At 70.5% G+C, this 18,269-nt stretch carries 20 protein-coding genes; 8 read left to right on the forward strand and 12 right to left on the reverse strand.

Features of this window, described 5'->3' with window-relative positions:
* Positions 1 to 68 precede the first annotated feature (68 nt).
* The 4 genes from EER30_RS25310 to EER30_RS25325 are packed head-to-tail and all read right to left on the reverse strand — an operon-like array spanning position 69 to position 3,509.
* Positions 69 to 650: a nucleotidyltransferase family protein gene (locus EER30_RS25310; RefSeq protein ID WP_127503094.1), complete on the reverse strand. Its 582-nt coding sequence runs from the start codon at positions 648 to 650 to the stop codon at positions 69 to 71.
* Positions 647 to 1,459, reverse strand: coding sequence for an inositol monophosphatase family protein (locus tag EER30_RS25315; protein ID WP_127503095.1), 813 nt, complete (start codon positions 1,457 to 1,459; stop codon positions 647 to 649). The genes EER30_RS25310 and EER30_RS25315 overlap by 4 nt, the downstream gene beginning before the upstream one ends.
* Positions 1,456 to 2,376: a radical SAM protein gene (locus tag EER30_RS25320; protein ID WP_164842477.1), complete on the reverse strand. Its 921-nt coding sequence runs from the start codon at positions 2,374 to 2,376 to the stop codon at positions 1,456 to 1,458. Before EER30_RS25320 ends, EER30_RS25315 begins: the two co-directional genes overlap by 4 nt.
* Positions 2,361 to 3,509: a hypothetical protein gene (locus EER30_RS25325; RefSeq protein WP_127503097.1), complete on the reverse strand. Its 1,149-nt coding sequence runs from the start codon at positions 3,507 to 3,509 to the stop codon at positions 2,361 to 2,363. The genes EER30_RS25320 and EER30_RS25325 overlap by 16 nt, the downstream gene beginning before the upstream one ends.
* Before the next feature lie 268 nt (positions 3,510 to 3,777).
* Here EER30_RS25325 and EER30_RS25330 point away from each other — a divergent pair, with 268 nt between their 5' ends.
* The 5 genes from EER30_RS25330 to EER30_RS25350 all read left to right on the forward strand — a co-directional run bounded on the left by EER30_RS25330 (position 3,778) and on the right by EER30_RS25350 (position 7,968).
* Positions 3,778 to 4,206: a DUF8691 family protein gene (locus EER30_RS25330; protein WP_127503098.1), complete on the forward strand. Its 429-nt coding sequence runs from the start codon at positions 3,778 to 3,780 to the stop codon at positions 4,204 to 4,206.
* A gap of 65 nt (positions 4,207 to 4,271) precedes the next feature.
* On the forward strand, positions 4,272 to 4,535 hold the full coding sequence (locus EER30_RS25335; RefSeq protein ID WP_127503099.1) for a M17 family peptidase N-terminal domain-containing protein: 264 nt from the start codon (positions 4,272 to 4,274) through the stop codon (positions 4,533 to 4,535).
* Positions 4,536 to 4,568: 33 nt separating this feature from the next.
* Positions 4,569 to 5,051: a DUF1269 domain-containing protein gene (locus EER30_RS25340; protein ID WP_127503100.1), complete on the forward strand. Its 483-nt coding sequence runs from the start codon at positions 4,569 to 4,571 to the stop codon at positions 5,049 to 5,051.
* Between the two features lie 6 nt (positions 5,052 to 5,057).
* Positions 5,058 to 5,270 carry a hypothetical protein gene (locus EER30_RS25345; protein ID WP_127503101.1) on the forward strand — a complete coding sequence of 71 codons (213 nt, stop codon included), beginning with the start codon at positions 5,058 to 5,060 and terminating at the stop codon, positions 5,268 to 5,270.
* Between the two features lie 103 nt (positions 5,271 to 5,373).
* Entirely contained in the window at positions 5,374 to 7,968 is a 2,595-nt protein-coding gene (locus EER30_RS25350; RefSeq protein WP_127503102.1) for a winged helix-turn-helix domain-containing protein, read from the forward strand.
* A 7-nt stretch (positions 7,969 to 7,975) separates the two neighbouring features.
* Here EER30_RS25350 and EER30_RS25355 read toward each other — a convergent pair whose 3' ends face one another.
* The 4 genes from EER30_RS25355 to EER30_RS25370 form a co-directional block, all read right to left on the reverse strand.
* Positions 7,976 to 8,227, reverse strand: coding sequence for a S1C family serine protease (locus EER30_RS25355; RefSeq protein ID WP_432417567.1), 252 nt, complete (start codon positions 8,225 to 8,227; stop codon positions 7,976 to 7,978).
* A 66-nt stretch (positions 8,228 to 8,293) separates the two neighbouring features.
* Positions 8,294 to 8,812, reverse strand: a complete 519-nt coding sequence (locus EER30_RS25360) for a hypothetical protein (RefSeq protein ID WP_127503103.1) — start codon at positions 8,810 to 8,812, stop codon at positions 8,294 to 8,296.
* An 18-nt stretch (positions 8,813 to 8,830) separates the two neighbouring features.
* Positions 8,831 to 10,504 carry an alpha/beta hydrolase gene (locus EER30_RS25365; RefSeq protein WP_127503104.1) on the reverse strand — a complete coding sequence of 558 codons (1,674 nt, stop codon included), beginning with the start codon at positions 10,502 to 10,504 and terminating at the stop codon, positions 8,831 to 8,833.
* 52 nt (positions 10,505 to 10,556) lie between these two features.
* Complete coding sequence (locus tag EER30_RS25370) at positions 10,557 to 11,417, reverse strand: ion transporter (RefSeq protein WP_127503105.1); 861 nt, start codon at positions 11,415 to 11,417, stop codon at positions 10,557 to 10,559.
* A 143-nt stretch (positions 11,418 to 11,560) separates the two neighbouring features.
* Between EER30_RS25370 and EER30_RS25375 the strand changes: the two genes are divergently transcribed.
* Positions 11,561 to 12,064 (forward strand): hypothetical protein, encoded by a 504-nt coding sequence (locus EER30_RS25375; RefSeq protein WP_127503106.1) that lies wholly within the window; start codon positions 11,561 to 11,563, stop codon positions 12,062 to 12,064.
* Positions 12,065 to 12,193: 129 nt separating this feature from the next.
* Here the strand turns inward: EER30_RS25375 and EER30_RS25380 are convergent, their stop codons facing one another.
* The 3 genes from EER30_RS25380 to EER30_RS49440 all read right to left on the reverse strand — a co-directional run bounded on the left by EER30_RS25380 (position 12,194) and on the right by EER30_RS49440 (position 15,690).
* A complete protein-coding gene (locus EER30_RS25380; RefSeq protein ID WP_127503107.1) occupies positions 12,194 to 13,831 on the reverse strand; it encodes a RecQ family ATP-dependent DNA helicase in 1,638 nt (545 codons plus the stop codon).
* A 39-nt stretch (positions 13,832 to 13,870) separates the two neighbouring features.
* On the reverse strand, positions 13,871 to 14,728 hold the full coding sequence (locus EER30_RS25385) for a TIGR03557 family F420-dependent LLM class oxidoreductase (protein ID WP_127503108.1): 858 nt from the start codon (positions 14,726 to 14,728) through the stop codon (positions 13,871 to 13,873).
* Between the two features lie 830 nt (positions 14,729 to 15,558).
* Positions 15,559 to 15,690 (reverse strand): hypothetical protein, encoded by a 132-nt coding sequence (locus EER30_RS49440; protein WP_255436874.1) that lies wholly within the window; start codon positions 15,688 to 15,690, stop codon positions 15,559 to 15,561.
* A 254-nt stretch (positions 15,691 to 15,944) separates the two neighbouring features.
* On the opposite strand from EER30_RS49440, the gene EER30_RS25400 reads away from it, so the two are divergent.
* The gene (locus EER30_RS25400; RefSeq protein ID WP_127503109.1) at positions 15,945 to 17,507 is read left to right on the forward strand and encodes a glycoside hydrolase family 3 protein; all 1,563 of its coding nucleotides are present in this window, start codon (positions 15,945 to 15,947) and stop codon (positions 17,505 to 17,507) included.
* Positions 17,508 to 17,558: 51 nt separating this feature from the next.
* Here the strand turns inward: EER30_RS25400 and EER30_RS25405 are convergent, their stop codons facing one another.
* The gene (locus EER30_RS25405) at positions 17,559 to 17,843 is read right to left on the reverse strand and encodes a GNAT family N-acetyltransferase (RefSeq protein ID WP_127503110.1); all 285 of its coding nucleotides are present in this window, start codon (positions 17,841 to 17,843) and stop codon (positions 17,559 to 17,561) included.
* A gap of 41 nt (positions 17,844 to 17,884) precedes the next feature.
* On the opposite strand from EER30_RS25405, the gene EER30_RS25410 reads away from it, so the two are divergent.
* A complete protein-coding gene (locus EER30_RS25410; RefSeq protein ID WP_127503111.1) occupies positions 17,885 to 18,211 on the forward strand; it encodes a hypothetical protein in 327 nt (108 codons plus the stop codon).
* Positions 18,212 to 18,269: the final 58 nt, after the last annotated feature.

Consider the following 18,269-nt stretch of genomic DNA (forward strand, 5'->3'; position numbering starts at 1 on the left):
GAGACGCTCACCGTTTCCCCAAGCGTTCGCCACCGGCGCGCCACAGTTGCCGGTTGCGGAGCGAGTCGTCAGTCCCAGCTCTCCGGGATGCCGGCTCGCCGCTTGTAACCGCGCCACCAGCCGGCCGGGTCGGTGGCGTGCATTCGTTCGCCCTCGGCCCGGAATCGGTGCAGCATCCGGCGTTCTCGGTCGGTCAGGGGGCCGAGGGTGGCCTTCCCCTTGGCGGCGGTGAACGCCCGATACGCAGGGAAGAGGTCGACCGCGGCCTGCTCCGGGGAGGTGCAGGAGCGGCGCGCCCGCAGCAGCAACTCCCGGCTGCGTTCGACCAGGGCGCCCGAGCAGCGGCTCAACGGCAGCACCGGCAGGGCGAACTTGGCCGCGTAGTACCCGCCGTAGGTGTGCCGGACCGCGTCGTCCAGGACTACGCGTTCTGAGGCCAGATTGATCGAGGCGGTCTGGTCCCGGCCCGCGATGTCGAACCTGCGAGGAGGACCCTCGCCGTGGTCCATCACGAAGACGTCGACGTCGGAGGAGGGCCGGAAGTCGTCGCGCAGGACGCTGCCGTATACCAGGACGTCCGGGTTGCGCAGCCGCGTCATCAGGGTGCGCACGACCTCGTCCACCAGGTCGGTCCGGTCGGCGCCGGTCACGCGGCCCAGCCGATGATCTCGTTCAGCCCGTCCTGGTTCGCGGGGTGGCACAGCGTGTACGAGAACGGGTGTCCCCATGCCTCGGGGCCGTCGATCGGTCCGGGCACCAGGTCGAATCCCATCCTGCGCGCGAGATGCACGACGGCCGGCATCTCGTAGCCGTCGCATCCGAGGCATACAAGGGCGTCCAGCCCGCCGCCGAACAGCAGGAAGACGTCGACGATCGGGCTGCGGGTCTGCAGGACGCGGCTGACCGAGCGGGTCAGCACCTCGTTGAGGCGGGTGAATTCGGCGTCGTCGCGGGCCAGCGTGTTGCCGCGCAACAGACCCACGCGCCGGATCCCCGCCGGCGCGGGCAGGTTCCCGGCGGCGACCGGCCGGGGTGTGCCGTCGAGCCACGACCGGGAGTAGAGCGTGGTCGCGTCGGCGACCAGGACGCGACCGCCGACCGGGTCGGCCGCCACCGCCAGCAGACAGCGGTCGTTCTCGTCGAGAAGGGCGACGCTCGCCCCGACCAGCGGCAGCCCGATCGCCAGGTTCTGGGTGCCGTCGACCGGGTCGACCACCCAGTGTTGTTTGCTGCCGGTGTCGCGCGGCTCCGCCTCCTCGGTGAGGATCGTCAGGTCGGGGGTGAGCCCCTCGAGTCCGCGGCGGATCATCAGGTCGGCGTCCAGGTCGACGTTCGTGACCACGCTGCCGTCCGTGCCGGTGATGTGCAGCCGGCTCGACAGCGATCGCCTGATGTGCTCGCCCACCAGCAGCATCAGGTCGGCGACAGGCGACAGGAGTGCGTTGACCACGGTGCTCATTTCTCCGGTTCGGCCAGAGCGATCGGGCAGAAGCCTTGATGGTGGCAGGGCAGGCCGGCGATGGCGCCGATCCGATCACTCAACGAGCGAGCCACCTGCTCGAAGTCGTGCACGGTCCGCGCCACGCCCAGACTGTCAGTTCCGACGGTGGCGCAGCACCAGCTCCACTCGAAGCGAGGCAGCGTGACCGAGAGTTCGCCCTGGCGGCGGAGCAGGCAGCCGGTGGCCGTGGTGTCCGAGACGCGCAGACGCGACGCCGGTGACAGGGCCTGCCGAGCCCGGCGGGCGGTCGCGCGGAACTCAGCCGGGGCGACCGGGAACCGGGAGTCGTTGGGGTGGATCAGTTTGTACTCCCGGACGCCGGCCGCCTCCAGCCCGGACAGCGTGTCGTGAAGGTCGCCGAGCACCGCGGGAAGACCGACGATCGTCGCGCTGACCGGTATGTCGTGCCGGACCAACGTCGTGATCGCGTCGACGATCTCATCCACCGGCATAGGGCGCCCGAACACGCTCGCCGCCTGCCGCAGGCTGTGGACGCTGACGGTGATCTTGGAGGGTCGGTGTTCGATCAGCCATCCCAGCGACGCCTTCAGCCTGATCCCGTTGGTCAGCAGCGTCCACGCCAAGCCCCGGGCCCTCAGCTCGGCGACCAGGTCCGGCAGGTTCTGGAAGACCAGCGGTTCGCCGCCGGTAATCCGCACCTCGCGGAGGCCCTTGTGGGCCAGGCCGGCGAACAGCGCCATCGCCCGGTCGAGGACACCGGCGGGCACCCGCGCCGTTTCCACCCGGGTGGGCGCGACGTAGCAGAACGCGCACTCGGCGTCGCACACGTTCGGCATGAACAGGAACAGCTTGCCGCGGCAGTACCGGAGAATTTCGCCGGTGGCTCCCGGCGACATCGTCAACGGTTGTGCCACCGGCGCCGCCATTCATCCATGAGGTAGAGCAGCTCGAGCTGACCGCGGCTCAGGCGCGGCACCCGGGCCACCCGCTCCGCGGCCCTCCACTCGTTGATCATGTAGGTCGCCTCCCGCGCCCACTTTCGCCGATCGCCCTGCAAACCGTAGTTGAGGGTCAGAACGGTGGTGAGCGCCCGAACATACCCGGCGGTCTCCCTGCGCGTCAGCCGGGAGAGTCGCTCGACCTGCTGAATCGGTGACTTGGCGAGGGAGAGGGCGAACCCGGCGGTGTGGTTGTCGCTGGCCTTGCGCGCGGTCGCGCGGATGGTGCGGCCGGCCACGGGGTTGAGCATGAACTGGATCGCCGCCGGCCGGTTCTTCTGCTCGTTGTAGAGCTCGTAGTAGACGGCGAGACGGTCGACCTCGAGCTCCCAGAACAGCACGCTCAGCACCAGTTCCGAGCCGTGCCGCGGGCCGAGGCGCTTCAGGCGCTCGACGGCGTCGGGGGCGAGCCGGGAGTTGTGGATCGTGTGCGCGACCAGCCCTTCGAGGACCTGGTCGCCCGGCCGGGCGCGGTTGAGGTGGCGCAGCCGGCGGGCCGGAACACCCAGGTTCCGCACCCACAGGTAGTAGTCCTTGCTCGTCAACTGTTTGAGGGCCGACCAGAAGATGTCCGGCAGGCCGGCATCGCCCGGGATCCGCCGCCCGAAATCGGAGTTCGCCGGCACCAGCGCGTCGCCGTCGGCGAACTGGTGCACGAACTCGATGCGCTCCCCGAACCGTTTCTCGAGGTGACGGATGTATTGCACGTAGTGCGAGTCCTCGTCGAGGGACCGTTCGCCGGTGTCCGACTTCTTCGGGGCGACGGTGCTCGGCCACCACACCGTGATCAGCGTGGCCTGCACGCGATTCTCGGAGAGCAGGTGGCTGACCAGTTCGAAATAGAGGACGTCGGTGATCGACAGATGTGGACGCGCCGTCAGCGTGTAGGCCAGGAAGTCGGTCCCGCTCGAACGCAGACCTCGGAAGTGGTCGGCGAAGGTCGGTGGTTGCTTGCGCAACTGGGAGACCCGGTTGATGAGCGCGCCACCGATGCGCTCGCCGAAATAGGCGAGCAGGCCGCCCGCCACCAGCAGAAGGACCGCCGTCACGACGCTCATCTCAGCCCTTCCGGCGCAGGCAGAAAGTTAGCCGGCGGCGATTCCCCAGATCCCTCGCCCCGGCCGAGCACTGTCCATTAAAGAGTGCGGCATTCGCGCAACCGCCGCCCGATGATCGCCCCAAAAGACATTGATCGCCGGTTATGTCGGGGTGGGTTTCTCATCCTTCGCGTATGAGGTGCGGGGGGCGGCTCACCCGAGAGGCGGGAGGTCGCCGCGTGGACGGGCTCGCATCATGGGGTCGAGGGGAGGGCGCGCGATGCCTCCTGAATATGTGATCCGGTTGCGGGAGCGGGCCGGTGAGATGTCGAGCTTTGCGTTCCTCGGGCTGGACGCGGTCTCGGACGGCTACGTGCTGCAGCTGCGGGGCGAGCTCGATCAGGCCGCGCTGCACGGTGTGCTGGAGCGGGCTCGGGTTCTGGGCCTCGATGTCCTCGAGGTCAGCGTCGCCGGGTCGGCGCCGGGTGGGCGGCCGGGAGAGATGTACGAGGTGCTGGTCGCGGGTGTGCTCGGGCCGGCCGCGCGGGCGGCGTTCGCGGGGCTGAGCACGCGGGATGAAACGGACTCGACGGTGGTGTGCGGGGAGCTCGATCAGGCCGGGCTGCACGGGGTTCTCGACCGGATTCGGGCGCTGGGGCTTGATTTGGTGGGAATCCGGCTGTCGGAGCACTTCACCCGTAACAGGTGAGGCGCGGCCCGCCCGGGGCGGTTTGACTCACGCCATGTGAGCCGGGCGAGGAAGTGGGGTCCTTCATGACGACTGTCGCCGAGACGTTCGACCCGATTCCGTCGTGGCGGGTGGCGCCCCGGGTCACCGTGGCGGGCGCGGCCGCCGCGGTCTCGCAAGCTCTGCGGAACCAGGACAGCCTGGCGATCGAGCTGCCGCCGAACGGCGACGCCCAGGCCGCGGTCGAGGGTGCCCTGCTGGCCCGCTACGAGTACGCCGCCCTTCGAGAACGCCCGGAGCGTACGCCTCTCACCCACCTCATCGGCCCCGGCTCCCCCGTGCACACGTAAGGCCCGTACCGGGCACAAGCGAAAGGATCCACCATGTCCGACCTGATCATCCTCGGGTACGACAACCACGACACCGCGACCCGCGCCTACGAGGAGGTGCAACGCCTGCAGAACGACCACATCGTCGACCTGACCGGCCTCGCCGTGGTGACCGTCGACGACAAGGGCAAGAGTCACGTCGAGACCCCCGGAAAGGTGGTCTCGGGCAGCGCGGCGGGCGGGGCGCTCTGGGGCATGCTGCTCGGCCTGCTGTTCCTCGTGCCGATCGGCGGGCTGCTGCTCGGCGGCGCGATGGGCGCTCTCATGGGCAAACTCGGCAAGTCCGGCATCGACGCGTCGTTCCGCGAGCGCGTGCAGGGAATGCTGACCCCGGGCCGGGCGGCTGTCGTCATCATGGCCACCAAGATCACCGAGGACAAGTTCGGCAGCGCGATGAAGCCGTACGGCGGTGAGGTTCTGCAGACGTCGCTGTCGACGGAGGACGAGAAGGAGCTCGCCGGAGAACTCGCCTCCTAGAAGACGATGGATCCCGCCGCCACCAGCCTGGTCATCCTGGGCGTGGCCGTCGCGCTCTTCGTCTGGAACCGGCTGCCGGTGGGGGTCGTCGCCGTCTTGACGGCCCTGGCGCTCGCCGATGGCGTTCGCGGCCCACGCCGGCTCGCTGCTCGCTGGCCGAGGGCGACTCTCTGCTCGTGCACGGGCCGTGCCGTGATCCCCCTGGTCTGGCCGTTCTGACCGGCCGGCCGTAAAAGGCATCCGACCAGGCAGCCCCATAGGCAGGAGCTGCTTCTCATGCGAGAGTCGGGGTAAGTCAAGCCTTCGTCGGGGGGACCTCGGCATGACCTCACCGATCTCGGACCTGCGCTTCGCCGTGCCGCCGCTACCACCCCACCACGTCTGCCGGGAACGGCTGCTGGAGACGATCGACGAGGCGGCGCCCGCGGCGCTCACCCTCGTCTGCGCGGGGGCGGGCGCCGGTAAGACGGTGCTGCTGGCCGACTGGGCCCGGCAGCAGCGCGGCCCGGTCGTGTGGCTGGCGCTGACGAGTGAGGACAACGAACCGCGCCGGTTCTGGCGGCTGTTCCTCGAGGGCGGCCGGGTCGGCGGGCAGAACTATCCGCCCACGGCCTGGACGCCGGGCCGCACGATCGAGCTCATCGACTCGATGTACGCGCGGGTGGGCCGTACGCGGCTGTCGGTGGTTCTCGACGACGGGCACGTGCTGACCGATCCCGAGATCATCCACGGTCTCGACCGCATCGTGGGGCGCTGGTCGCACGCGGTGCGGCTGTTCATGACCGCCCGCAGCGACCCGTTGCTGCCGCTGCACCGCTACCGGGTCGCCGACCAGGTGCGCGAGATCCGCGCCACCGATCTCGCGATGACCGTCGCCGAGACTCGCCGGCTGCTCGACGCGCACGGCATCGCGCTGCCCGACGAGGAGTTACGCACGCTGACCGCCCGCACCGAGGGCTGGCCGGCCGGGTTGCGCCTGGCCGCGCTGCGCATGCAGGAGCACGCCAGCCCCGAGGAGTTCGTGGCGCTCTTCGCCAGCGGGCCGGGCAGCGTCACCGAATATCTGACCCACGAGGTGCTGGCCGTGCAGCCCGAGCGGATCAAACAGCTGCTCGTCGAGACCAGCTTCCTCGACGAGGTGACCGGGCCGCTGGCCGACGCGGTCACCGGGCTCACCGACTCGGGCACGCTGCTGGCCGACCTGGCCCGCAGCAACTCGTTCGTCATCCCGGTCGACGCCGCTCGCACCGAGTTCCGCTTCCACCGGCTGTTCCGCGAGGTGCTGCGCCGGATCGCCGAGCGGCAGCCGCCGGCCCGGCAGCGGGAACGGTTTTCGCGGGCGGCCGCCTGGTACCGCGCCCGCCACGACCTGTCGAACGCGCTGCGGTGGACCATCCGCTCGCTCGATCCGTCGGCGACCCGCTCGCTGCTGCTGCACGGCGGTCTGGCCGAGGTCTTCGTGACCCGACAGGAGATCTCCCCCCGTACGCTGCGGGCCCTCACCGAGGACGGCGGCCCGCACGAGAGCGGCCACCTCGAGTTCGACGTCGCCCACTGGGCGATCACGGCCCTGACCAGCGAGTCGTCCACGGCGGCGGCCGAACTCGCCGCGCTGCCGACGGTCGACTCCCGCCTGGACGACGCGGAACCCGACCTGATCGTCACCGCCCGGGTGGCCGAGCTCATCCTGGCCGACAAGGCCGACGACCTCGACCGCATCGACCGCTCGGCCGAGATCCTGATCGCCGACGACAGCCTCGACGACGCGCTCAGCCAGGTGCCGGGGTTGCGGGCCACGGTCGTGCAGCTCAAGGCCCGTTCGCGGTTCGCCAAGGGGCAGCTCACCGAGGCCGAGCCGCTGCTGCGCCGGGCGCTGGCCCTGGCCGAGGCCGACGACGTGCCGGCCGTCCGGCTGACCGTGCTCTCGCTGCTCGCCTTCGTGTGCACGTCGATGGGCCGCCTGCGCCACGCCGACGAGATCCTGCGGTCGGCCACCGAGCTGACCGAGAAAGACCCCGACCTCGTACGCCCCGCCGTGCTCGACATGGCGATAGCGCGCCGGGCGGAGCTGAAGGCCGACTGGCCGACGATGCACACCGCGCTCCAGCGGGTGCGGGCCGGCGGACCCGTCTACTCCGACCACGGCATCGCCGCGACCGTGGCGTTCCTGGAGGCGACCTACCTGATCGGCTGCACCCGTCTGCCCGCCGCCCGCGACCTGCTGCGCCACAACGCCGCGCTGGCCAACGCGGCCGGGTCGCTGGCCGTGCTGCGCGACCGCGAGCTGGCCGAGGTCGAGATCCAGCTCGGCCGGCCGCAACACGCCCTGCGGCTGCTCAGCCCGCATCGGCGCTCGACGTTCGCGCTGATGGTCGCGGTCACCTCGGCCCGGGCCCACCTCGCGCTGGACGAGCTGGGCGAGGCCAGCGCCTGCACCCGCGCGGTGCTGACCACGCCCAGCCCGATGGTCGACCGGCGCATGGTCATCGAGGCGATGCTGTGCGACGCCGAGATCACCGAGCGCGGCGGCTCCGAGGGCGGCGCCGCGCAGTTGCTCGACCGCGCCCTCGACATCGCCCACGACGAGCTGGTCCTGCCCTTCGTGCGCTCCACCGCCACCTTCGAGGGCCTGCTCAACCGCCATCCCACGGTCGCGGCGCGGTGGCCGGCCCCGCGGTCCTTCGCCGACCAGGGTTCGACCCCCGCACCCGGCACCGGGTTGGTCGAGGTGCTGACCGTCCGGGAGCAGGCCGTGCTGCTGCTGATGCCGACGACCATGTCGACGGCCGAGATCGCCGAGCAGCTGCGGGTGTCGGCCAACACGGTAAAGACGCACCTGGCCGCGATCTATCGCAAGCTCGGCGTCGGCCGCCGCCGCGACGCCGTCCTGCGGGCTCGCGAACTTGAGATTCTCTAGGTCAGCGTCACTTCGCGAAGCCGATGCCCACACTGCCGCCACCCGGCTCGCCGGACGCGCTGGGCACCGTCGCGATCGCGGTGTTGACCCCGACCAGCCGGCCTTCGCAGTCGACCAGCGCCCCGCCCGAGTTGCCCGGGTTGATGGCCGCGTCGGTCTGGATCGCGCCGGGCAGCACGGCGGTCAGCCCGGCCCCGGACGGCACCGGTACGTCACCGCCCAGCGCGCTGACGATGCCGCTGGCTTCTCGGCCGGGCAGGAGGTGACCTTGGGCTCGTTCAGGCCCACGCTCATCCGTCCTTCCTCGCCTCCCGCGCGGGTGCGCTCAGCGGTTGTCCTTGCGGGCCTGACGCCGGGTCCCGGACGCGCGCGTCGACGCGTACCGCTTCGGCAGCCCCTGGTGATCGGGCTGACGGTCGGTGGTCTGCGACGAGCGGCGCCGGATCGTGCGGCCCTCGGGCGTTCCCGGCGGCTCGGGGTTGCCGGGCTGCTGCGCCTCGGCCAGCCGTTCGGCCCGCAGGGCTTCGGTGGCGGCGCGCGCGGCCGCGGCCACCGCCTCGCTGACTCGGGCCAGCGCGTCCTCGAAGACCTCGGCCTTGGCGCGGCGACGGCTGTTGCGCTGGTACGCCTTCCCTCGTCCGCCCGCCTCCTCGACCTTGGTGGCACCGCGACGGCGGTAGACCTTGAGGTGCTTGTCGCGGGCCCGCCGGATGCGGGTGTGCAGGTCGAGCAGCCCGTCCTCGTCGAGCTGGGCCAACTGATCGGGGTCGGCCTCCCGGGCCAGCATCAGCTCGGTCTCGGTGAGCGAGTTCAGGACCACTCGTACGCTGTCGGCTTGAACCATCGGTTTGTCCTTTTCAGATCACTCTTCGATCAACTCGGTGAGCGCCGACGTGCGCTCAATCGTCCAATTCGGCGGCGGCGCGATCTCGGCCCACGCCACGACGGGCGCCGCGCCGAAGTTGTGCCCGTGCCCCGCCGGAACCTCGTTCGAGCCGGCCATATCCGCGGTGACCTGGCACCACGTGACGAACGGGTACCAGCGCATCGCGGGCAGCACGTCGCCGCCCCGTTGCTCCTCCAGCCAGTCGGGGCGGCTCACCGCGAGGCGCGGCGACCACCAGGTGATGGGGTCGGAGGGGTGCTGCAGATAGACCACCCGCGGGTACGCCCAGGTGCTCGCGCTCGGGCGAGCCAGGTCGACGGCCGGGTCCGCCGCGAACCGGATCATCCGCCCCTGCTCGTACTCGGGAAGCACCTCGGTGGTGCCCGGCTCGCGGTCCCGGGTGAACTCGCGCCACAGCTCGTTGCTGTAGGGCGGTCCGACGAGCAGCATGCCGTCGACCCGGTTGCGGATGTCGCCACCCCCGCTGAACGCCGCCTCCGACCCGAACGACCCGAGGCTCTCGCCGAAGACGAGCAGCTTCGGGCGCTGGCCGACCGGCATCCGCGACCACACCCCGTACACCTCGTCGACCAGCGCCCGGCCGGCGTCGCGGGCGCGTTGCTGGTCGACCAGGAACGAGATCGCGCTGGGCAGATAGGAGTACTGCATGGAGACCAGCGCGGTGTCGCCGTTGTACATGTATTCGAGCGGGTCGACACCCTTCGCGTTGACCCATCCGGTGCCGGTCGTGGTGATCAGGCAGAGGACCGCGCGGTTGAAGCCGCCGGTGCGCTCCAATTCGCGTACGACGAGTTCTGCCCTCTCCCGAGCGGTGTCGGCCGAGTCGAGACCGGCGTAGACGCGGATCGGTTCCTTGGGGGTCGCGCCCGTGAAGGCCCGCAGGTCGGCCACGGTCGGGCCACCGCCGATGAACGTACGTCCCTGGTTGCCGAGCGACGCCCAGGACGCCTCGGAACCGGGGCCGCCGGTGCGGAACGACGACGTGGGCGCGGCGACTCCGGGCTGCGTCTCGCCGTTGATGGTCGCGAACGAGCGGTCGGCCAGGCGGTAGGAGCCTCGCAGGAGTACGCCGTTGGCCACGCCGACGATCAGCAGGGCGACGACGACCACGCCGATCGCGCGGGCGGCCGGCGGGGAGACGTACCGGCCGAGCCAGGTGACGACGGCCCGGGTGCCTCGGCGCAGCAGACGGGCACCGCCGATCAGCGCGGCGAACAGGACGGCGGCGAGAATCAGGACCAGGAGATAGGTGCCGCGGTGGGGTGGGTCGAGGCCGATCAGGCGGTGGATCGCCCGCTGCCAGCCCGAGCCGAGCCAGGCGAAGACGACGATGAGAACGCCGGACGAGACGGCGAGAGCACGCCACGCCGTACGGTTCGGCTGCGGCACCACGCGCTGGCCGGCCACCCAGTTCAGGAGCCAGACGGCGAGCACGCCGATCCCGTACCCGAAAGCGGCGAGAAGACCGCTGATCACACCCTGGAAGAGCCAGCCCCGCGGCAGCAACGACGGCGTGAGCGACGCGCACAGGAACAGCGTCGCCCCGGCCAGCCCCGGAAAGCTGAATCTCAGCCGCGGGCCGGTGGCCACCTCCGGCACTTCTTCCCGGGCCGTCGTTGTCGCCGCCACCGCCACCTCCCCGGTTACGAAGAAGCGTCTCCCGGGCCGGCGGGTCGACGCCTCATTCGATTCGGGTGAGGTTGACCTCCGGCTGGGCGGGGACGCGGGCCTCGCCGGCGGGCAGGCGGCGTTCGAGATCTTCGATGATGGAGCGCAGGCTGGCCAGCTGTTCGTGGACCGAGGGCTCGGGACGCGCCGGGCCCTTGACGGCGGATCGCTCGGCCTCGTGAGCCTCTTGCAGGGCGGTCAGCACGAGACCGACGAGCAGGTTGGTCAGCAGGTAGCAGGCGGCGACCACGTAGGACACATAATAAAGGACCGCCCATTCGGTGACCTCCCGACCGGCGTCCAGGGTGTCGGTGATGGCGTCCAGCGAGAGCAGCAGGAACAGGCTGAGCATGGCCTGGCCGACCGTGCCGTAGCGCTCGGGGTAGGCCTCGCCGAACATCATCCAGCCGAGGATCGCGTAGCCGTAGAGCAGCAGGACCGTGATCAGCAGGAAGCTGCCCAGGCCGGGCAGGCTGCGGCGGATGCCGACCAGGATGACACGCAGGCTCGGGAACAGCCGGAACGTGCGCACGATGCGAGCCAGCCTGAGCAGGCGAAGCAGGGTCACATTCTCCCGTACGCCCGGGAGCAGCGGGGCGACCACGATGGCGAGGTCGAACAGGTTCCAGCCGTCGCGGAAGAAGCGGGACGGCGCGGCGCCGAAACGGACCAGCAGCTCGAGCACGAAGCAGACGACGCAGGCGTACTCGATGGCCTTGAGCAGTGGCCCGGCCGCCTCGACGATCGGATCGTACGTCTCCAGGCCCAGCACGATCGCGTTGAGCATGATGACCGCGAAGCCGGCCAGATTGAACCAGTTGCCGAGGACTGCACGTCCACAGAAGACGGTAAGCCGGTAGGCCGTATTCGACATGGATCTCCTCGCCCGCTATCGGGCGAAATCCTACGACATAAACGATTCCCGGGGCGAAGCCGTGTCCATCCTAGGTGTCTTTGGTTGCGCGCCGGTTGGGGTATAAGAGGCCGAGCAAGAATTACCGACCGTGAGGAAACACTGTGAGTGACGATCCGCTGTACTCCATGCTGGGTTTCACCGACTCGGAGTGGGGGCTGCTCGTCGGCCTGCCGCAGTCGGTGCTCACCGCGGCCAGCGTGGCCTCCCCCGACAGCACCCGCAAGACCCGGGCCGAGGCCGAGGCCGGGCTCGACGTCATCTCCGACGCGCGGGCATCGGCCAGCCCGCTGGTCGCCGCGGTCGCCGGCGCGATCGTGACCCGGGTGGGCGACCCCGAACTGGGCGAGGAGCCACCGGTCATCGAGCCCGGCGACCCCATCGCGTACGCCCAGGACGTGCTCGACCGGGCCGCCGAGGCCAACGCCCTGCTGGTCGCGAAGGCCGAGCAGGCGGACGCGGAGACCTACAAACACTGGCTCGTCGAGATCGCCGAAAGCGTGGTGGGGGCCGCGTCAACCGGCGGCGTACTGGGCCTAGGCGCCGAATCCGTCACCGACAACGAGCGCGCCTTCCGCGACGACCTCGCCAAGGCCCTCGCCGACTGAATCTTCACTGGCCGGAGGGAATCTCGCCGAATCGGCTGAACCCTCCGGCCGGCCGGTGTTCGCTCGATCGCTCCGAAGCGCGAGGGCCGGACACCGCACGTGCCGGCTGAAGGGCCCGCCGGCCGACTGCTACTGCGCGACGAGCAACTCGTTCTCGATGACGACCGGCACGGAGAGGGTCTTGTAGCCGACCTCGTCGAAGAGGACGGTCATGCGTTCGTCCTCGTAGCCCATCACCGTGCCGGGCCCCCACTCGCCGTGGCGAACCTTGGCGTGGACGGGGAAAGGCTCGTCGGCGGCGGACGTCTCGACCTCGGCGGCCGTGCCCTCGGCGCAGTTGTCGCAGTGACCGCACGGCTTCGGCATGTCTTCGCCGAAGTAGGCCAGCAGGGCTTGCGTACGGCAGGCTCTGGTCTCGGCGAAGCCGCGCATCATGTCGGTGCGGGAGCGGGACACCAGTTGCTGCCGTTCGTGTTCCTTCACGGCTGCGGCGGCGGCCGCGGCGGGCAGGGGCGCGAAGACCGGAACCGTCAGTTTCGTGCCCCGGCCGGTGACCGCCGCGCCCACCTGTTCGAGCAGGCCCAGGTACGCCCCCAGCTTGCGCGGCCCGAGGCCCGTCGAAGCGCGCAGCTCCGCCTTCGTCTGCGGGCCGCTTCGCAGGGCCGCGGCCAGGGAACGCAGCTCCACCTCGTCGGGCGCGCCGCCGTTGAAGAAACGTTGAATCGCCTCGTCCTCGGAGCGCCAGAGCAGCAGCGCCTGGGCCGGTTCGTCATCGCGGCCGGCGCGGCCGATCTCCTGGAAGTAGCTGTCGGGCGAGTCCGGCAGGGCCACGTGGGCGACCCAGCGGATGTTCGGCTTGTCGATGCCCATGCCGAACGCCGACGTGGCCACCATGATGTCGATCTTGTCGGCGGTGAAGTCCTCGTGGCGTTGCTCGCGGGCGCCGCCGGCCATGCCACCGTGGTAGAACGCCGCCGAGTAACCGGCCTCGTCGAGCCGGGCCGCCAGTTCCTCGGCCGCGCGCCGGGTCGCGACATAGATGATGCCCGGCCCGGCGGCCGCGTCGAGCAGGGCGGTGAGTTTGCGCCAGCGATAGTCCTCGTCCGGGCAGTACGCGACCTCGAGGAACAGGTTGCGCCGGTCGAGACCGGAGACGTGGATCTCGGGCTGGCCCAGGCGCAGCCGTTCGATGATGTCGTCGCGCACCGGCGGGGACGCCGTCGCGGTCAGGGCCAGCACCGGCGGCCGGCCGATGCCCTTGATCAGGTCGCCGAGGGCGAGGAACTCGGGCCGGAAGTCGTGGCCCCACGCCGAGATGCAGTGCGCCTCGTCCACGGCGACCAGGCCGGGCTTGAGGTCACGCACCTCGGCCATGCGCTCGGGGTCGCTGAGCTGCTCGGGGGTGATGAACAGGAACTCGGCGCGGCCCTCCCGGATCTCGCGGATCGCCTCGCGCTGCTGGGCCGGCGTCTCGGCCGAGCTCACCCGCACCGCGCGGATCGCCGGGTCGTTGCGCTCGTTGAGGGCGGCGATCTGGTCCTGCTGTAGGGCGAGCAGCGGGGAGATCACGACGGTCGGGCCGGGCAGCAGCACGGCGGGGATCTGGTAGATGGCCGATTTTCCGGCGCCGGTGGGCAGCACGACGAGGGCGTCGCGGCGGCGTAGCACGGCACGCATCGGCTTGAACTGGCCAGGGCGCAGCGAGGGCCACCCGAAGTGTTTGCGGGCAACCCTGCGCAGGCGTGGTCCATAGACGGGAAGCTTCATCGAGCGGCCATTGTGCCCGGACGCCATGACGGGCAAACGCTATTTCAGCTTCGGTAGGATCTCGTTGGCGTACAGGTCGAACAGGCCCTGGTAGTGCGGGCCGGCGTTGGCCACGTAGAGCTCGTCGAAACCCGCCTCGCGGTACTGCTCGATCATGTCGAGGTGGCCGGCCGGGTCGCTGCCGCACACGAACGACTCCTTCACCATGTCCCGCATGACGAGGGAGGACGCCTGTTCGAAGTGGGCGGGCGTGGGCAGCACCTGGCTGAGTTCGCCGGGCACGCCCGAGTTCGGCCATTTCTCGTACGCGATCCGGGCTCCCTCGTCCTCGGTCGGGGCGAACGCCGCCTTGAAGCCGGCCTGCGCGATCTTCTGGCCTCCGCCGTTCGCGCGGAACCGCTTGACCAGGTCGCCGTCGGGCATCGTGCTGACGTAGCCGTCGCCGATGCGGGCGGCGGAGTCGACCGCCTTGGGTCCGAAGCCGGACACGTAGATGTCGACGGGTGTCTCGGGCAGCGTGTAGATCCGCGCGTTCTCCACTGTGTAGTGCTTGCCGCGGTGCGAGTACTGGCCGCCCTGCCACAGTCCCCGCATGATGTCGACGGCCTCCTCGAGCATTTCCAGGCGTACGTCCAACTCGGGCCAGGCGTCGCCGAAGATGTGCTCGTTGAGCGCCTCGCCGGTGCCGACGCCGAGCCGGAACCGGCCCTCGGTCAGCACCGCGCTGGTGGCCGCGGCCTGCGCGATGACGGCCGGGTGGATGCGCACCATCGGGCAGGTGACCGCGGTCGTGATCGGCAGACGGGTGGCCTGGCTCAGCGCGCCGATCATCGACCAGACGAACGGGCTCTGGCCCTGGGCGTCGACCCAGGGGGTGGCATCTGCTGACGTGTTGATAGTCGGTAGTGCTCACTGGTTGGCAATAGTGACGGTGTCAATCTGCACTCCGCCGGTGTGCCGGTGGCCGTGGGCGGCTCGATGGAAAGAATGGGCAGCGGCCACCGGTACCCGTAGGCAACCGTGCCGCGACGCCACGTGCCAAATCCTAGGCAGACGACAATATGTCTCTTGACTAGTTGTTATGCGGTACGGGAGACTGCTTTCGTCCCGATGGGGGCGCGCAGGAAGGGGGGCCGTGAGCGATGGTGTGCGTTCCGGTGTCGTCTCTGCGATCTCGGCGGCTGGCCGTGATGTCAACGTTTGTGCAAGGGCGCGTTGCGGGATCGCTTTTCCAAGACCTGCTCGGCATGGGGCGCGGTGACAACCAAGCCGGCTCTGTCCGAGCGCGAATTCGTCTGTGAGGCGTGCGGGCTGGTCATCGACCGGACCGGAACGCCGCACTGAACCCGGCCGCTCTCGCGGTCGAGTCGGACAATACTGCCGGGAGTGGCTCGGTGGCAGCACGTGGAGCCGACCGGAAGACCCGTGTATGCGGGCAGGTGGCTGTGAAGCGTGAACCGGCACGACACCAGTCGGTCAGACCGGGACCGTCCTGCCGCAAGGCAGGACTACCGACCATGTGCTCACCAAAGCACACTGAGAGGTAACGGTGGTAGTGGTCCGAGATCCAGTGCGAGGCGAACCCGGCGCGCTCGGCGCCGCGGGCCTGCTCGATCACTTCGGCAGGCGTGTATTCCTCGCAGCTCAAGAAGTAGCCAAGTCGTATGTCAGCACAGCCTTCAGTCCGGTCAGGGGCGGCGGTGGGGTGGTCGGATGGGGGCATACCCCTATTTCTTGCCGCCGAACATGCGGCGGATCGCCCAGATCAGGATGAGGAACGCGAGGGCCAGACCGAGCAGCCGGACCGCGTGGATCTCGGACCAGTCGACACCGGACGCGGCGAGCAGTGTGGGGGACACGAGGGCATCGTATCGACCCCGGCCCACCCGACCGCCCACGTCACGGCCCGCCCGCGCGGCCCGCCAGGCCCGCCCCGCCTGCCCGAGCCCGTTCCGGCCCACCCTGCCCGGCCCGCTCAGTACCGCCCGGTTTGCTCTCTCATTTAATAGGAAGGTTTGTTGACTGAAACCCGAACGGGTGTGACCATTGGTCCGCAACGAGGGGGGCGCGCTCCCACAGGGCGCGCGAGACGTCACCGGAGGTACGGGGGCCCATGCCGAATCATGGCGAATTGCCGGAACTCGCCGCAGCGGTGCTACAGCCGGGATTCGTCGGCGTCACCGCGCCCGACTGGATCCGGCGGTGGCTCGGCGAGGGTCTCGGCGGCGTGGCGCTGTTCGCCCGCAACGTCGAGTCGCCCGCCCAGATCGCCGCGCTGACCGCGCAGTTGCGCGCCGAGCACCCCGACGTGCTGGTCGCGATCGACGAGGAGGCCGGCGACGTCACCCGCTTCGAGTCGCGGCTCGGCAGCTCCCGGCCCGGCAACCTGGCCCTCGGCGCGATCGACGACCCGCGGCTGACCGAAGAGGTGGCCCGCGACCTCGGCCGCGATCTGGCCAACGCCGGCATCACCCTCGACTACGCGCCCGACGCCGACGTCAACAGCAACGCCGCCAACCCCGTCATCGGCGTACGGTCGTTCGGGGCCGAGCCGCAGCTCGTGGCGCGACACTCCGCCGCCTTCGTTCGCGGTCTGCAGGCGTCCGGCGTGGCCGCCTGCACCAAGCACTTCCCCGGCCACGGCGACACCAGCGTCGACTCGCACCACGACGTCCCCCTGATCGACCGCGACCGGGCCCAGCTCGACGAGTGCGAACTGGCGCCGTTCCGGGCCGCGATCGAGGCCGGCGTCCAGGTCGTGATGACCGGACACCTGCTCGTCCCGGCCTACGACGCCGAGCTGCCCGCGACGCTGAGCCGGGCCATCCTCACCGGGCTGCTGCGCGAGGAACTCGGCTTCGACGGGCTGATCGTCACCGACGCCATCGAGATGCAGGCCGTGCGACGCCGCTACGGGCTGGCCGGGGCGACCGTACGGGCCCTGGCCGCCGGGGCCGACGCGATCTGCGTGGGCGGCGAGCACGCCGACGAGCAGACCGCCGTGGTGCTGCGCGACGCCATCGTGGACGCGGTGCGCTCGGGTGAGCTGCCCGAGGAACGGTTGCACGCGGCGGCCGCCCGGGTGCGCCGCCTGGGCGCCTGGACCACCGCCACCCAGACGGCCACCGGGGCGCGGGCGGTCGCCGACGCCGTCACCGAGGTCGCCGTGATCACCCCGGCCAGCGGGGTGGGCTTCGACGCCGCTCGCCGGGCCGTGCGGGTGACCGTGTCCGAGGGCGCGGCCGAACTGCCGATCGACGGACCGGCGCACGTGGTCGAGTTCGCCCCGCCGCGCAACATCGCGATCGGCGCCGAGACGCCCTGGGGCGTGGGCGCACCCCTGGACGCCCTGCTGCCCGGCACCACGGCCGTACGCCTGACCGAGGCCGATCTGGGCCCCGACCCGGCCGCCACGGTGCTCGACGGCGCCGCCGGACGGCCGCTGGTGCTGGTGGTGCGCGACGTGCACCGGCACGGGTGGCTGAGCGACGTGCTCGAACGCGTGCTGGCGCAGCGTACCGACGCGATCGTGGTCGAGATGGGCGTGCCCGAGGTCGTGCTCGGGGCCGTGCACCTCGCGACCTTCGGCGCCACCCGAGCCTGCGGTCTGGCCGCGGCCGAGCTGATCGCGGGCACCCGCGTGCCCGCGCCCGCCCCGCAGCCCCTGGCCGCCTGAGAACTCCGGTCGCCGGCGGGCAGAGCGGGGGCCCAGCTCGCCGGCGACCGGTCAGTCCTCGATGATGTCGTCGTACTCGTGGTGCTCGGAGACGTACTTCGAGAAGAACGGGCAGGCGGGGTAGACCCGGGCGCCCTGGGCGCGAAGCTGGTCGAGCGTGCGCTTGGCCAGCTCGTTGCCGAGCCCCTGGCCGCGGAACCGCTGATTGATCTCGCTGTGGGTCACGACCGTGATGCCGTCGCGCACCCGGTAGGCCGCGAAACCGGCCACGTCGTCGCCGATCCGCAGTTCGAAGCGTTTCTGGTCGGGGTTCTCGCGCACCTCGAGATCGCTCATCGCCTCAGCTTAGGGTCGCGCGGGACCCGTACGCTGGAACGGTGTTGAAGCCCACGCGTCACCTCGCCGCCCTTGTCAGCTCGGCCGTGCTCGGCCTCGCGCTCCTCACCGGTTGCAGCAGTGACAACGTCAACTGCGGCCTCGACCAGTGCACCGTGACCATCGCCCGTGAGACCAACGCCAGCGCGAGCGTCCTGGGGGTGGAGGCGAAATTCATCAGCGCCGACGCCAACACGGTGACCCTCGACGTCGCCGGCGAGCAGATCAGCCTGACCAAGGGCCAGCAGGCCGTCGAGGTCGGTGGGCTGATGGTGTCGCTCGACAGTGTCACCGACGACCAGATCGGTCTGCAGATCTCCCGGCAGTAGCGCGGTTAGCACATTCACTCGTCCGCGTCCCGGGTTTGAGAAAACCCGGGACGGGACA

This window comes from Actinoplanes solisilvae (assembly GCF_003999975.1).
Taxonomy (GTDB): domain Bacteria; phylum Actinomycetota; class Actinomycetes; order Mycobacteriales; family Micromonosporaceae; genus Actinoplanes; species Actinoplanes solisilvae.